Source organism: Clostridium sp. KNHs205 (assembly GCF_000702945.1).
Taxonomy (GTDB): domain Bacteria; phylum Bacillota; class Clostridia; order Lachnospirales; family Lachnospiraceae; genus Anaerocolumna.
The window spans coordinates 2219195-2233637 of the sequence record NZ_JNLE01000003.1 but is presented as its reverse complement, the minus strand read 5'-3'; the positions used below and the strand labels follow the sequence as shown (position 1 = coordinate 2233637).

15 protein-coding genes are annotated in these 14443 nt (G+C 35.6%); 4 read left to right on the top strand and 11 right to left on the bottom strand.

Going from position 1 to position 14443, the window contains the following annotated elements; translation table 11 throughout:
- Window positions 1-8: 8 nt before the first annotated feature.
- From BR73_RS0109645 to BR73_RS0109635, 3 genes are all read right to left on the bottom strand, one after another.
- Entirely contained in the window at window positions 9-1283 is a 1275-nt protein-coding gene (locus BR73_RS0109645) for a TrpB-like pyridoxal phosphate-dependent enzyme (protein WP_033167270.1), read from the bottom strand.
- 120 nt (window positions 1284-1403) lie between these two features.
- The gene (locus BR73_RS0109640) at window positions 1404-2045 is read right to left on the bottom strand and encodes a GyrI-like domain-containing protein (protein ID WP_033165355.1); all 642 of its coding nucleotides are present in this window, start codon (window positions 2043-2045) and stop codon (window positions 1404-1406) included.
- Window positions 2046-2258: 213 nt separating this feature from the next.
- On the bottom strand, window positions 2259-2687 hold the full coding sequence (locus BR73_RS0109635; protein WP_051685088.1) for an EFR1 family ferrodoxin: 429 nt from the start codon (window positions 2685-2687) through the stop codon (window positions 2259-2261).
- 63 nt (window positions 2688-2750) lie between these two features.
- On the opposite strand from BR73_RS0109635, the gene BR73_RS0109630 reads away from it, so the two are divergent.
- Window positions 2751-3068, top strand: coding sequence for a TetR/AcrR family transcriptional regulator C-terminal domain-containing protein (locus BR73_RS0109630; protein ID WP_033165354.1), 318 nt, complete (start codon window positions 2751-2753; stop codon window positions 3066-3068).
- Between the two features lie 635 nt (window positions 3069-3703).
- Here the strand turns inward: BR73_RS0109630 and BR73_RS26750 are convergent.
- The 5 genes from BR73_RS26750 to BR73_RS0109605 all read right to left on the bottom strand — a co-directional run bounded on the left by BR73_RS26750 (window position 3704) and on the right by BR73_RS0109605 (window position 7561).
- Complete coding sequence (locus BR73_RS26750) at window positions 3704-4195, bottom strand: hypothetical protein (protein WP_197032642.1); 492 nt, start codon at window positions 4193-4195, stop codon at window positions 3704-3706.
- Between the two features lie 231 nt (window positions 4196-4426).
- Entirely contained in the window at window positions 4427-4630 is a 204-nt protein-coding gene (locus tag BR73_RS0109620) for a hypothetical protein (protein WP_033165353.1), read from the bottom strand.
- Between the two features lie 111 nt (window positions 4631-4741).
- Window positions 4742-5245 (bottom strand): RHS repeat-associated core domain-containing protein, encoded by a 504-nt coding sequence (locus tag BR73_RS27295; protein ID WP_051685086.1) that lies wholly within the window; start codon window positions 5243-5245, stop codon window positions 4742-4744.
- Window positions 5203-5733: a hypothetical protein gene (locus BR73_RS26745; protein WP_156034662.1), complete on the bottom strand. Its 531-nt coding sequence runs from the start codon at window positions 5731-5733 to the stop codon at window positions 5203-5205. The genes BR73_RS27295 and BR73_RS26745 overlap by 43 nt, the downstream gene beginning before the upstream one ends.
- A gap of 952 nt (window positions 5734-6685) precedes the next feature.
- Complete coding sequence (locus tag BR73_RS0109605; protein WP_033165351.1) at window positions 6686-7561, bottom strand: MerR family transcriptional regulator; 876 nt, start codon at window positions 7559-7561, stop codon at window positions 6686-6688.
- A 604-nt stretch (window positions 7562-8165) separates the two neighbouring features.
- On the opposite strand from BR73_RS0109605, the gene BR73_RS0109600 reads away from it, so the two are divergent.
- Complete coding sequence (locus BR73_RS0109600) at window positions 8166-8801, top strand: SIMPL domain-containing protein (RefSeq protein ID WP_033165350.1); 636 nt, start codon at window positions 8166-8168, stop codon at window positions 8799-8801.
- A 158-nt stretch (window positions 8802-8959) separates the two neighbouring features.
- On the opposite strand, the gene BR73_RS0109595 is transcribed toward BR73_RS0109600, so the two are convergent.
- Together BR73_RS0109595 and BR73_RS26740 are read right to left on the bottom strand one after the other, a co-directional pair.
- Window positions 8960-9169, bottom strand: a complete 210-nt coding sequence (locus BR73_RS0109595) for a polysaccharide biosynthesis C-terminal domain-containing protein (RefSeq protein WP_347463463.1) — start codon at window positions 9167-9169, stop codon at window positions 8960-8962.
- Window positions 9170-9950: 781 nt separating this feature from the next.
- Window positions 9951-10226 carry a hypothetical protein gene (locus BR73_RS26740; protein ID WP_197032641.1) on the bottom strand — a complete coding sequence of 92 codons (276 nt, stop codon included), beginning with the start codon at window positions 10224-10226 and terminating at the stop codon, window positions 9951-9953.
- A gap of 492 nt (window positions 10227-10718) precedes the next feature.
- Here BR73_RS26740 and BR73_RS0109585 point away from each other — a divergent pair, with 492 nt between their 5' ends.
- Entirely contained in the window at window positions 10719-12980 is a 2262-nt protein-coding gene (locus tag BR73_RS0109585; protein WP_033165348.1) for an excinuclease ABC subunit UvrA, read from the top strand.
- Between the two features lie 12 nt (window positions 12981-12992).
- The gene (locus BR73_RS0109580; protein ID WP_033165347.1) at window positions 12993-13412 is read left to right on the top strand and encodes a MarR family transcriptional regulator; all 420 of its coding nucleotides are present in this window, start codon (window positions 12993-12995) and stop codon (window positions 13410-13412) included.
- A 189-nt stretch (window positions 13413-13601) separates the two neighbouring features.
- On the opposite strand, the gene BR73_RS0109575 is transcribed toward BR73_RS0109580, so the two are convergent.
- Entirely contained in the window at window positions 13602-14402 is an 801-nt protein-coding gene (locus BR73_RS0109575; protein WP_033165346.1) for a nitroreductase family protein, read from the bottom strand.
- Window positions 14403-14443: the final 41 nt, after the last annotated feature.

The window sequence follows — 14443 nt, the reverse complement described above, 5'->3', positions numbered from 1 at the left end:
TCCTTTCCTTAAAAGTTCAAAACCTCTTTGTAACCCTTGATATCATAATATCCACTACCACTTAAGCAGACGACAATATTCTTTGACTTTCCTTCCTTTTCAGCTTGCAGCGCAACGTCAATTGCAGCTTTTACTGCATGACAGCTTTCTGGTGCTGGCAAGATACCTTCTTTCATAGCCAGTTCTCTTCCCGCAGTAAAAATATCTTCCTGCTGGTAAGCATTAATCTTTAAAATATTGTTTTTATATAAAGCTCCTAAGATCGGTGAACTATTATGCTGTCTTAAACCTCCTGTATGTACTGGCGATGGGACAAAATCCATTCCTAACGTATAAGAACAAGTTAACGGCGTGAATCCAAGTGGGTCGGAATGGTCATAACGATACTCTCCTTTTGTAAAACGAGGAGATGCCATGGATTCTGCTCCTTGATAAACAATGTCATTTGAATCTTCAGAAATCATAAATGGAAGCATAAATCCTCCTAAATTACTTCCTCCTCCAACACAAGCTACTAATACATCTGGTTTTATTCCTGCCTGCTTTAATTGAAGCCTGGTCTCCAGGCCTATGATGGACTGATGAATCAAAATATGTTTATGGACACTACCGGACACATAGCGACATTCTTCATGCTCCAATGCATACTCAATGGCTTCACTAATACCCGAACCTATGGTGCCATACTCATTGCTTTTCATAATTGCTCTTCCGGCTTTGGTATTCACACTCGGTGATGGTTCCAATTCCGCACCATATAATCCGGCCATAATCGCTCTTAGTTCTTTCTGCTCCTTCGACACTTTTGCCCAGAAAATGCGGCACTTAATATCATAATTCCGACACGCATATGCCAACGCTGCTCCCCACTGTCCAGCACCAGTCTCCGTAACCAGTTCCTTAATGTTTTCCCTATGGGCAAAATAAACTTGTGCAATTGCTGTATTCAATTTGAAACTATGAGTTGGAAGTGTATCTTCTCTTTTCAAGTAAATTCTAGAAGAACAGCCTATATACTTCTCGAGATTCACAGCTCGGGTCAACCTTGTGGGACGTCCCGCCTTCACATATTCGTTTAGAATTTCCTCTGGAATCTTTAACCATTTCTCCTTGCTTTCTTCTTCTTTGGACAGCTCTTGCAAGCGAATCTTTTTCATATTCTGGATTTGATTCTTTCCCTCGCTATTCATAGGCTTTGGAATTTCAACTCCTAGTTTGGGAAATGCATTGAACCATCTTGTGGGAATATTCTCTTCTCTTAATCGAATATCATAATCCGGCATAACTCTTATTCCTTTCTTTTTGGTAAAAGGCATATAAGCGCCAAGAAGGCTTATACAAAAGCTGGCTTGATTTATCAAGCCGGCTTTTGTATAAGCCTTCTTAAAATAATAGACACATTGTTATCTGATTCTCTTTACAGGATAACGAATGACAGTTTTTAAGCTTTCAGGTTTACATCTTCTTGGGTCCGATAAATAAATCTCATGATGTCTTCTCCCTGACTCAAAATCTACCTGCAAGTTATTCTCTTCTATGTACCGTAATATCTGGTCAATTGAACTTTGCTCCTGGTCGTATGGTCCATTATGCATAATCTGTACGCAAAGTCCCTCTTCCAAAGTCTCAAACCTGACTTTCGTAACATCAATTTCAGGTTTTTTCTTTGCAATCTCATCCCGGGCATTCAAATATACTTCCTGTGTAACAAACTCTGGCTGACGAATTATGGATGTCCAAATCCATTGGTCCCTTTTTGCAAATACAAATGCTCCGTCCTCACAGCTCCACAGACCCTCCAAAGGAGGTACAACATATTCAAAGTATCCTGGTGGCTGATTACCAGACATCTTACTCATCTTGATTGTAAATGCAAAACTATATAGACTTTGCATTGCACTGTGATACTCGTCACTTTCCGGTATTCCTTTTCCATCAATCATAAAGAAGTTCATGGAAGGTACCTTGATAAGGACTGGATTTTTCTTTGGCATATACAGATCCTTGTACTCTTTTTTGTAATCCAACTTGACCTTCTTTTCCAACTTTATTGCTCCTTTTCCTACTTTTTACTAATTGTAACGCAATCAATTTTTACTGTCAATGCTAAAAAAAGTTATTCATTTCCATTTCACTTTTTCAAAAATAAAAAAATCATGTATATAATTATGAAAAGCAAGTAGGAATCTCACCTAGTTTTGAAATGAATGAATTTTAGTATATTGTGATACTTTATCGTATTAAGAGCAATGGCACTCTTATCGGCGCATAAGATCTTTTACTTCAACATAAGGGTTCTTGTACCTTTGTTTTCCTTCCGATAAGTTTTTGTATTGGATAACCTGCTTTGGACATAGGTTTAAGCAGGCAAGACACATCTCACACTGATGCTTCCATGTCGGTATTCCATTCTTTATTTCAATATTATGTACCGGGCAGACCTGGCTGCATAATCCACAACTAATGCACCCTTGATCCATCTTGAATTTGTTATCCATTTGTTTAATAAACGGCGAGAAACACCGATACAAGATTCCTGTTCTTAAAATTCTATCTGTCATGGTACCCGTTTCCACTGCATGGTACTCGTGGGAATTAACAACCGTAACGATCTCATTAATTTTCTTCTCCATTGAGTCAAAAAGTTTTTTCTTTTTCTCCTTACTGGTTTCATGTAATAATATCATAAAATTGAAGCATCTGTCTTACCAGATATTGAAGAGCACAAAAATATAATACCGACTAGGAACGTGGAATTTCCACTCAAACATCTTGTGGAAGTGTACAATAAAAACAAACAATATTTTATTGTTCTGTTAGGAAAAAACGGCGATCCGGCTTTTCAGGAAAAGATGAAAAATGCATACAAAGCCTTGGCACGCCCCCTGGTACAATCATATGAAACAGATAATTACAAACTGGAATGCGGTTTGGAATACACCATGTCTGCTATTGTTGGTATGATGACATATTGCTTTACAAGGGAAGAACAACCTGATATCGAAAAAACAGTAGTGCTTCTCAATAGCCTAATGAACAAGGGTGCAATAGGGTTGTTAAAGGAATAAGAAGATTTAGAATCTTCATCAAAAAATATGATGTCTTTAAGAAGCCTCTGGTGACCGAACCGCTGATACCTGCGGAAGAAACCATCCTTTAGGTATTGAAATAGCCAAACCGGAAAGCAACCACCGAATAGTATTCATTCATTGAGCCTTATCCTGTGTCATCCTTGGAAGAGCAAAAAAACGGGGCTAAAATCTCATTTTTTAGTCCCATTTTTTGCTCGTTTTTCAGTTATAAACCACTCTATCCAAAATTAATAGTACCGAATTTGCTTCATACTATTTATCTTTTTCTTTGTATGCTTTATTTTACTTGATATATCCTTCTCCTTCGTTACTTTCAGGAAATGGCTCTTACAGCTTCATTTGCTTCGGCAACCGCCTTCAAGGCACGTCTTGCCCTGAGGGCATCTCCAATAACATATAATGGAATTCCTTGCTTTTCACAATAAGCTTTGATATTATCAAAGTCTCTCGATCCGTACTTTAAAAATTGTTACGCTCTCTGGTTCTGCTATAAACTCAATTTACTGAGTATCCCCTTCTACTATTGCAACGTTTTCATAAGTTAGTTTGGAAGCATCTTCTAATTTTTCAATTTAATCCTTCTTCAAATATTTTGGACTTCCCATTTTTTATCATGTATTGAGTGGATTAGAATGTTTCTCATCAATCACTGCTTTTGTAATCGAAGAAACTTTGCCGCAAATCAATATGTTCATTTTTTCGACTTTGATATTTCTCCGTTCAATGTCATGGTTATATGCAAATACCGTTATTTCCTTATCTCCATTTAAAGCGAGAACTTCCGCTGTACGATGGGCACCCTCTACAGTCAGACGCTTATCTCTTGCTTCATGCAATGCCTGGAAAATACGATAAGATGGTTTTGCAATCCCATGATTCGTCAATAGACCAAATTCATTCTTAAATGGTCCCAGCTTCATTCCCTGCTCTTCAAAAATATCAGAAACAGTCCAGTAAGAATATCCTTCTACCAGTCCTTCGTTATACGCGATTGTCTGTGCAATAAATGCTGCATGATAGTTCCTATCAAATTCTTTCGATCCATTCCATTCTGTATAGTAAAGTGGATAATCTCCAGCTTCTTCCTTCGCCTTTTTTTTCATTATTGCAAGAATGTCTATATATAATATTTTTTGATGAAATTTTATTTTAGAAATAACAATCGATACATCTACAGCAAACATACAAATATAAGATAATTATCGCACCATGTTTATACAGCTTCCAGTATTTCACGGCTTAACCTAATTGTATTGTTTCTTCGTTTTTGCTATCATAAATAAATTCTGTTGTTTCTTTAAAGCAGTCTACATAGGAAAGATAAGTATTTCTATTCATTTTTTCTCATCATTTTTGTTATTTTTCTTAAAAATAATCCTTTTGATAATTTTAAAAAAAGCAATTTCTAGATAAAAAATTAGTGCGCTAATAATTAACGATAATAATTTAGGTAATTCCAAATATGCCCCAATCATAAATGCAATAAACAGCATAATAAATTCCATAATATATTTAATGTATTTTTCTCTTTTACTCAATTTAATACCTCTCAAATCTTAATTTAATATTTTTAGGCTTGCATATGTTATTGTTCTTTTAAATTTTAAGTATATCTATTTAATGGGGAATTAGTTCTTGAAAATTTAACATTACCAAAATTCCCAATACCCATTATTTGGTTTTTTATCTCTTTTATCAATTGCATTAAAAATTGCTAATCCTGGATCTAAGTACACTGATATAAACTCCCAGATTATTGTTGATGAACTAACCAATTTATTAGCTACTTTTGCACCCAGATACTTTGCAATTAACTTATTACGCAGCACTTGAGAAAACCATATTTGTGCTCTTTTTTCTCCATATTCCTTTATCTTTTTTGATATGGTTGTTTTTATACCCGAAGTTCCTTTATCTAGTACTAAACCTATTGCAATATCAAGAGCAGTTGAGACAAATTTTTTAGATCTAGCATGTTTTAATACCCACTTGAAGTTAAACTCTCCACTTGGGTCGCTGCAATTAACCGGATTATTTGAACAATATGTATATAAATTATCCTGGCTTACACTGCTCCTATCTACACCTAAAATATTAAAATTATCAGAATTTAAATATCTTTTAATTTCATTATCATAATACCTACTTTGCAAATAATAAAGACCAGTTTCCTTATCATAATAATATCCACGATATCGGAATGGATTTTTTCTCCTAATGTTTGATTCCCAGACATACTAGTGATTTTTCCCCATGCATCATAAGTATATTCCACTTCTTCTTTACCCGTATCATCATATATTTTTATTATGTCACCTTGTATGTTTTTTTCATAATAATAAGTTGTTCCATTTAATTCAAATCCAACCAATAAACCATCGTAATTATACAAAAACCATAAAACATCATTACCTGATTTTTCTTTAATTAATTGTTTACCATCGTAGTAATACTTAGTCTCTAAAGTAGTCCCATTAGAAGAATTATATACTGATTTACTTGTCCTCAAACCATTATAATCATACTTATAACTAATATTATAAGAACTGGATTGATAGTTAGCAAGCATTCTTCCTCTTGTCCATGATAAATTAATTCCATTACGGTATTGAAGTGGATTACCAATTGCCCTCGTATTCATATCCTTCTAAATTATTTTCCTCTTTATTGACATGAGGTTTGACATTAAGAGCATAATTAAAGGATAGACATTTTATTGCCTACCCTTCGTTTGTATTCATATTCTTTTATGTAACTTTATTAAACTGTAAATATTTTCCTCGATTTCAGTACCGATGTAACAGCTACTTTCATAAGATTAGAAAGGTTAGTTTTGGTAACTTTTTATCTAATGCTTTATGAGTTTCTTTCACCTCTATAATGTTATAGATTTTAATTATAGGACCAACAAATCTCCAGTATAATACCACCTACTCTATATAAAGCCTTATGCAACCAATGTAGCAGGAGTCGTATATAACAGTGAGATGACTATAACATCAGCGGACCCGCACGAATTACAGTTGTAACCAATGCTGAAACGAATCTTACCATCACCAGTATAACATTATTCGGTACCATAACTGCTTCAGGAAACACAAGTATTTGGCCAGATACGCACTTTGTAATACAAATGCTTCTGGTTAGGGGTACAGCCCCTAAAACCCCTGATATTATCATAATGGTAGTATATTTTACTGGTATGTTAAGAAAATGATGGTGTAAGTTACTACTGTCTGTCCCCATTAGCTTGTACTTTTTACCATCATAGTCAGCGAACTGTTTTTTCTTTTTTCTCCTTTCCGCCAATGTGATAGTGTATTTCTCTGTTACTTTAAGAAAAACATGGCATTTATTACTAACATAAAATTAAAATGATATTACTTATTACTATTGCCAAAAATAAATATTCAACTTTGGACATCACCTGATAAGTTACAAAAAGCCACAGCAATTGCTGCTGTGGCTTCAGACTGTAGACAAATTCATTTTTGAATTTTGGATTATGCCAAAACAGAAAATATATACAGACTAAAGGAACGGGGATTTCCGTTCCTTTAGTAAATCTACACAATTAAATTGAAGTTTGTAAGTTATTCTTCAACATTTCTATTATCTAAGTAAAACTGAAAAGCTTTTACAAGATAATCAGAAGCACCTATACCATATTTCGTATCAGTTATTGCCTTTACATAATCACTTGAATATGAATTGATAACAACATTCCAGTAATTGTTTCCGATTAAATCAACAGACGCATGTTTACGCATAAACTTATTTATTTCATGGACAATATTCTGTATTTCATCGGAGGATATATCTCTTGCCATATCCGCAGTTAACCTTGTGTAAAGTTCGTCGTTTTGTATTGCTATTTCTTTGACATCTTCAGACATTTGTTGTTCCATGATTTCAGAAAAATGTTCCAGATTGTACTTCATGGCTTCAGTGTATTTTTCGACACTTCCATATTCTTTTATAGCAAGTTTAGTAACTTTCGGTTCATCCTCTTTTACTTTTCGTATCAACAAATCAAAATTCTCAGCGCTTCCCCAATATTTAACAATATCATCTGTACTACTTTTCTTGAAATCTTCTAATGCGTTAATATAATTAGTTAAATCAAATTCTTTAAAACTCATACATTGTTCCCCTTTCTCTAAGCGACCAAGAAGTTGTATGAGCCTGTCAGTACGATTACGTTTTAACAGAAGTAGTTCTTTCTGTTTTTTATATGCTTCAATCCTATTGAAATCTGGTTGACTTATTAATTCATAAATCTCTCGCAACTTAAATCCTAATTCTTTGAAAAAGAGAATTTGCTGAAGTTTTTGCAATGCTTCATTATTATATAAGCGGTAGCCAGCCGAAGTGTGTTCACTGGGTTTTAACAAACCTATTTCATCGTAGTATTGCAGGGTACGGGAACTTACTCCTGTTAATTTTATGACTTGACTTACAGACATCATATTTCTCAACTCCTTTCATATCATCTAGTTTAGATAATACAGTATCACGCAACGTTGGAGTCAATGCTTTTATATATTATTTCTGAATTTGACAAATTCTTATTTACTAAAGAATACCATAAACAAGGCAAGATAATATGCTTTCACACTTGCTTCTACAACTTCAAACAGCGTATCAAACTGAAACCAGTCATTTTTTTCATAATATCCTTTCAGTTCGGCAAAATCATGTTGTAGGCCTTTGGGCAAATCGTCGGGTAGTAAATCTCCTTCTTATTCTCCGGTTTTTCGGTATGCTTCGATACTGCCTCGCTCGATAAGGTGCTTTACTGTCTTGCTGACAGCTCCTCCTGTAAGGTCTCATAGCCTTTGACAACTTGGTAACATTGGCAGATTTCTTTTTACCAATAAGTTCAATGCAATGGATTTCGAGAAACTTATGCGTCAGCATATATTCTTTTTCGTGGATAAGATTCAATTCGCTGAACTCAGAAAATTCTTATAGGTCATACTTTTTATCTTTTTATTAAATATATGTTGGTTAAAGTATTAATCTTCTAATCCCTCGCATATATTATGATAAATTATTAATAGAGCGAAAAATATGGCAACCATCAGAGAGGATGAAAACCCTGGTAAGAAAATGGTGTTAACAGGGAAAGGTCAGGTATCCGTCAATCCGGATCTTGCCATTCTAAGACTTGGTGTTCTAACTACCGGAGAGGATGTTACAACTGCGCAGGCTGAAAACGCGAAAATTAGCCAGCAGGTACTGGAAGTGTTGAGACAACTCGGAATTGCAGATATAAAAACGGTACAATATCAAATTGAAAAGATTATTGATTACCAAAACGGTAACCGGATTGATCGCGGATATTCTGTCCGCAATCTTTATGAAGTTAGCCTAGATGATTTGGGACTTGTGGGAACCGTCATCGATACCGCTGTATACAACGGGGCAAATATTATTGAATCCATAAGCTTTGAAGTAGCTGATCCTGATTTATATTATCAGCAAGCACTTAATTTAGCAGTGAAAAACGCTTATCAGAAAGCAAAATCCATCTCGTCCAGCTTACGAATTATCTTTGACCCTGTTCCTGTCTTAATTACCGAAGTAAGTACACAACCGATTCCTTTTTCTCCTTCCTTTGCACTAAGAGAAGGTACCTCAGCCACACCAATCGAATCCGGAACTACAAAGATTGAAGCCTCAGTAATTGTGGAGTTTATCTATTAATAAGTATTAGAGTGTCATAAGCTAGAATCAAAAAGGCCGGCGTATGAGTTGTAGGTACCCTCATCAGCCGGCCTGGCTTTTTTATATAACATTCCGCCCATATGAAAGATGAAGCCTCGGTATTCCACCCCATCAAAAGTTATAAGCAATCAAACAAGTTAGATTATCTCCTGTAGGATTTTTCCATTCGGAATAAAATGTCTCAATTTTATCTTCAACGAACTCTTTCTTGATAGGAAGAAATAATAAATACTCATTACTACTGAAACACATTGCGCGATAACTGTAGCAACTGCCGCTCCGGTAACTCCCATATGGAAGCCAAAGATGAATACCGGATCCAGGATAATATTCGTAAGCATCGGGATTACCCATACATAGCATATTTACTAGTGCCCTCTGCTCGGATCAGACTCGAAAAAGCTGTACTCGTTACAACTCCGATTAAAATGATTCTAGTAAACTCTTAGCATACGGCAAAAGTGAATCCGTACCCCCCCATAGTATAGAGTAACTGATCCAAAAATATCAGACCAAAAATTGTAATAAGAATAGCTATGAACATTCTTCCGTTGGTCCATGTAAATTTTATACCATCACGATAATTAAGAGGATTTCCGATTTCATCATAAGTTATATCCTGTCCATTATAAGAAGTTAATAAGTCCTTCCACACATTTTGATTGTATTCATAATATTTACTATCAATAATAGAGCCCAGTTCATCAGTAGAATAAGCATACTCATATCTTCTTCATGAAATATAACGGTCAAGCCATTCCCTGACAGAATTTCTGAGCTAAACACATCTACATGATAATAAATCATTTGCTTTCTCCTTCTTCACTGTATAGCGTTTATTTTAACAGGTTGTTTTTTATATGCACTCTCCAACAAGCAAACTACTTCTGTATGGCTCATATAGGAAAACATATCTACCGGACTTTAATATATATTTATTTAAAGATTTTGCTCCAATTTTTTTTCTCATAATCTTGCTCTTTATTTATCTTTCTTCTGCTTCTACCAACGCATTAATTAATGCCCTCCTCAGTTCTTCTTTTGACAGACTCTCCACATATTTTATAATCTGATTGTAGCGTTTCTGTTCCCGCTCCTCTTCTTCTCTTTCATATTCTTCGATTTCAGTTATATAACGATCGGCTTCCTTAGGAAAAACCGCAAAAAACAGGGCAATCTTGTGCTTACAAATAATTTTTTTCCTTCGGCATGTGGACAATTGCATTTAGATTTTTTAGGATGTTCGGTGTCAATCATCACATGGTAAGGTTCTTTCTCACTACCGACAACCTCTCCCTCAAATTTATGTTCTTCCGTTTGCTTCCAGGAGAGAACCTTCTTCTCATTATAATATTCATAACCTCTCCATACAGAAGCATTACTGGCAATCGATAAAATACTCATATCTTAGCTTTTCTCCTATCTTCTATTAGCAGACTGGTATAGGGTCAGTCCTTATATCTCCCATTAGTGGATGGGTGTATTCACATATGTATAATGGTACACTCAGCCTACTTTTCCATGTCATATTTTTTACTTTCATTACCGTCAAAGTAGCTGCAATTAATCTACAAATCAATATGATTTGAATATTTCTTACATTATACCCTATCTCATATTTATTTTCAAAACATCTATGCAAATTCTTAAAAATACGTACCCGTCAACAATGCTAGCGAGTACGTCCATTCATCCAGACTTTTTCTGGGTCGACTTAAAATTAACCCTCAAATTAGCTACTAATAAGTAAGCGATCAATAAAAGAGTGCCTTTGTATATTTTCGTGATGGCAGAAAAAATCGTGCTCTTATCATTGCAATATAAAAAACAACGTGATAAAATATAGTTAACCCACTCATATATTAACCGTATCATATAAAACAGCGAGGTAAAAGTATGTCTGATAATTATATTAAGGTATCAGGTGCAAGGGAACGAAATCTAAAAAACATAAATGTCTTGATACCCAAAAAAGAAATCACGGTATTTACAGGTGTTTCCGGTTCAGGAAAATCATCTTTGGTATTTGATACAATAGCGGCAGAATCGCAAAGACAATTAAATCAAACCTACACTAGTTTTATCCGTCACCGTATGCCGCATTATGGAAAGCCTGATGTGGACAGTATTGAAAATTTGTCAGTGGCTTTTATTATCAATCAAAAACGATTAGGCGGTAATGCTCGTTCAACGGTTGGGACAATTACAGATATTTATTCTGTATTACGTTTATTGTTTTCCCGAATAGGTGAACCATTTGTAGGTTATTCCGATGTTTTTTCGTTTAACAATCCATCTGGAATGTGTGAACATTGTGAGGGCTTGGGAAAAATTGAAACCCTCGATATTGAAAAGCTGTTAGATAAAAATAAATCCTTAAATGAGGGAGCTATCCGTTTTCCAACTTTTGAACCCGGTGGTTGGCGATTAACCCGCTATATTCATTCAGGCTTTTTTGATAACGACAAAAAAATTAAGGACTATTCTTCCAAAGAACTGGAGCTGTTACTTTACGCTGACGGAATTAAGGTTAAGAATCCCACCCCAGAATGGCATAAAACCTCATTGTATGAGGGTTTAATTCCACGCATTGAACGGAGTTTTCTAAAAAAAGAAGATGGTGAAAAAGTCAGATATGGAAAAGAAATTGAGCGGTTTGTTGTAAAACAGGATTGTCCCCACTGTCATGGAACTCGCTTGAATAATAAAGTATTATCTTGCAAAGTGAACGGGAAAAATATTGCGGAATGTGCAGATATGCTAATAAATGAGCTTTTGGATTTTGTCAGGTCTATTCATGCTCCTGTATCCGCTACAATTGTTTCGGAACTTGTGAATAGGATTCAGCACATGGTATCCATAGGACTGGGCTATTTAAGTTTAAGCAGAGAAACATCTACACTTTCAGGCGGGGAGTCACAAAGAATTAAAATGGTTAGCCAACTTGGCAGCAGCTTAACTGAACTTACTTACATTTTTGACGAACCGAGTATAGGGCTACACCCTCATGACATAAGCAAAATTAATGAGCTTATGCGGTTGTTGCGCGATAAAGGGAATACTGTTCTCATCGTAGAGCATGACCCGGATATGATAAAAATTGCAGATCATATTATTGATATGGGACCAGGTGCAGGAACCTACGGAGGGGAAGTTGTATATCAAGGGAATTTAGATGGGCTGAAAACAGCAGATACTCTCACAGCAAAATATTTATCATACTGCCCCAAGCTAAAACCTGATACTCGTACCCAGAAAGGCTGGCTTTCCATTAAAAATGCAACCCTGCATAATTTAAAAGACCTTTCAGTTGATATACCAAAAGGAGTAATGACTGTTGTAACCGGCGTTGCCGGCTCAGGAAAAAGTACTCTAATTAATGGAGTATTGCCACGACTGTATCCTGAAACTGTTTTTATTGACCAAAAAGGGATACAGGCGTCAAAACGTTCCAACATAGCAACTTTTACGGGTATCTTTGACATTATCAGAAAACTATTTGCGAAAAGGAATGGCGTAAACGCCTCTCTATTCAGTTTCAATTCACAAGGTGCTTGCCCTGCCTGCAAAGGTCTAGGCGTTACTTATACAGACTTGGCGTTTATGGATACAATTGTTACGGTATGTGAAGAATGTCACGGAAACCGTTATACGGACGAAGTGCTTGCCTGTCAGCTAAGAGGAAAAAGTATTGCCGATGTTCTTAAAATGACGGTCACGGAAGCCTTAAATTTTTTTCAGGAAAAAGAAATCGTAACGGTACTAAAACGGCTTTCAGACGTTGGTATCACTTATGTTTCTTTAGGACAACCATTAAGCACGCTTTCAGGTGGTGAGTTACAGCGAATTAAACTTGCTTCCGAACTTGAAAACGGCGGTCAGATTTATGTTTTGGACGAACCGTCAACAGGTTTGCATATGGCTGATATAAAACAATTGATTGATATAATGAATCGCCTTGTAGAACAAAATTCCACTCTTATTGTTATAGAACACAATTTGGATATTATCTGTCAAGCAGATTGGATTATTGACATTGGCCCCTATGCAGGACAGAATGGTGGTAAGATTATGTTTACAGGATTACCGAAAGATTTAATCAACTGTCCAGATTCTTTAACTGGAAAGCACCTGAAAAAGTATATTAATGAAAAATAGGAGGTTGACTTAATGGCAATAAAAGAGTTAGAGGACAGTTATATTCCCTTTCAATGCATGATTGTATCAGATTCAAATCGGTTCAATGTTGAGGGTGTTTCAACGGCACAATACTATATACTCGATACCTTGCATAAGCAGGGGGCGAAAACCACGAAAGAACTTGCTGAAATGAGAGGTATCTCACAATCTGGCATTTCAAAATTAACAAAGCGTTTACTGGAAAAGAAGTATATTATGCAGCAAAGGCAGACGGATGACCGCCGCTCTTACAATATTATTCTTACCAAAGAGGGGGAAGCTTTCTTAAATCGTGTTGAGGATTTTGGAAATGAAATTATGAACCTAATCGAAGAAGCATTAACAGAAGAAGAAGTACATGCTTTTTCAATGATGTGCAAAAGGATTACGAACTTATACGCAGAAAAGTAATAGCATCTCTAGATTAGAGCCTGCAACCACACCTCGCACATGGTCGTTTGACCCGCCCCAATCTGTGACAACACCCCCGTCAAAACCCCTTTCACCACGGAGAACATCCTAAAGCAAATGCTTATCTTCATCTGCGCATATAGAAAAAAGTTCGATAAAATTTTGAAATTTAACAAAGACATGCTGGTATTATAAATAAGTAACATCAAGTGGATTTCTGTCCACAAGCCTTTTAAAACTATATTTTGGATAACCAACCATAACAGCACCTGTGAAAACCTTATCCTCTGGAATTTTAAATAAGTCCAGCAAAGGTCTATAATTTGAAAACGCACACATTTCAACGAGTCCGGCCCATGCAGAACCTATTCCAATTGTATTGGCAAACAGTTCAATATAAGAAAATGATAAAATGGTATTCTCTCTGCCGTTTTTAAAGTCTTTTAGTGCAGTCGCTATAATGAGGTTTGGCGCATTATGCAGGATTCCATCAATTCCATGATCTCGATAAGTATTAATGTGTAAAGGGAAACTCCACCAATAGGATGAATTTTCTTCCATCCATTGAATAATCACTTCAGTTATTTTTTTTAGTATTTCTTTATCTTCTATAACAATATAGGAAATCCCCTGTTTATTACTGGCGGTTTGTGCGAATCGACCAATATCCAACAATTTAAACAATAGGTCTCGTGGCACACTATTATTTTTGTAACAGCGGATTGATCGACGCGACCTAAGAAATTGTTCAGCAGCTTCCGCATTAATAACAGGAAACTTTTCCAGATTAATTTGTACAGACAGAGGTGCTCTTATATTATCTATTGCACTTTGGGGACATACAGCAACGCAATGCCCACAAGCTATACATTCCTGGGGATTACTTGCCATAGGACCATTTTCTCCCATGGATAGAATTTTCGGCGGACATATTTCAATGCAAATTCCACATTTGACACATAGCGATTGTTGAACTTTAATTAACTCCATTTTTTACCCTCCATTTATTTAGGTCGTTGGATTAAAATTAC

Coding starts and splice junctions, on each gene's coding strand:
- BR73_RS0109645 (WP_033167270.1), bottom strand. CDS start 1,283: ATGCCGGATTATGATATTCGATTAAGAGAAGAGAATATTCCCACAAGA.
- BR73_RS0109635 (WP_051685088.1), bottom strand. CDS start 2,687: ATGATATTATTACATGAAACCAGTAAGGAGAAAAAGAAAAAACTTTTT.
- BR73_RS26750 (WP_197032642.1), bottom strand. CDS start 4,195: ATGAAAAAAAAGGCGAAGGAAGAAGCTGGAGATTATCCACTTTACTAT.
- BR73_RS26745 (WP_156034662.1), bottom strand. CDS start 5,733: ATGAATACGAGGGCAATTGGTAATCCACTTCAATACCGTAATGGAATT.
- BR73_RS0109605 (WP_033165351.1), bottom strand. CDS start 7,561: ATGATGTCTGTAAGTCAAGTCATAAAATTAACAGGAGTAAGTTCCCGT.
- BR73_RS0109600 (WP_033165350.1), top strand. CDS start 8,166: ATGGCAACCATCAGAGAGGATGAAAACCCTGGTAAGAAAATGGTGTTA.
- BR73_RS26740 (WP_197032641.1), bottom strand. CDS start 10,226: ATGAGTATTTTATCGATTGCCAGTAATGCTTCTGTATGGAGAGGTTAT.
- BR73_RS0109585 (WP_033165348.1), top strand. CDS start 10,719: ATGTCTGATAATTATATTAAGGTATCAGGTGCAAGGGAACGAAATCTA.
- BR73_RS0109580 (WP_033165347.1), top strand. CDS start 12,993: ATGGCAATAAAAGAGTTAGAGGACAGTTATATTCCCTTTCAATGCATG.
- BR73_RS0109575 (WP_033165346.1), bottom strand. CDS start 14,402: ATGGAGTTAATTAAAGTTCAACAATCGCTATGTGTCAAATGTGGAATT.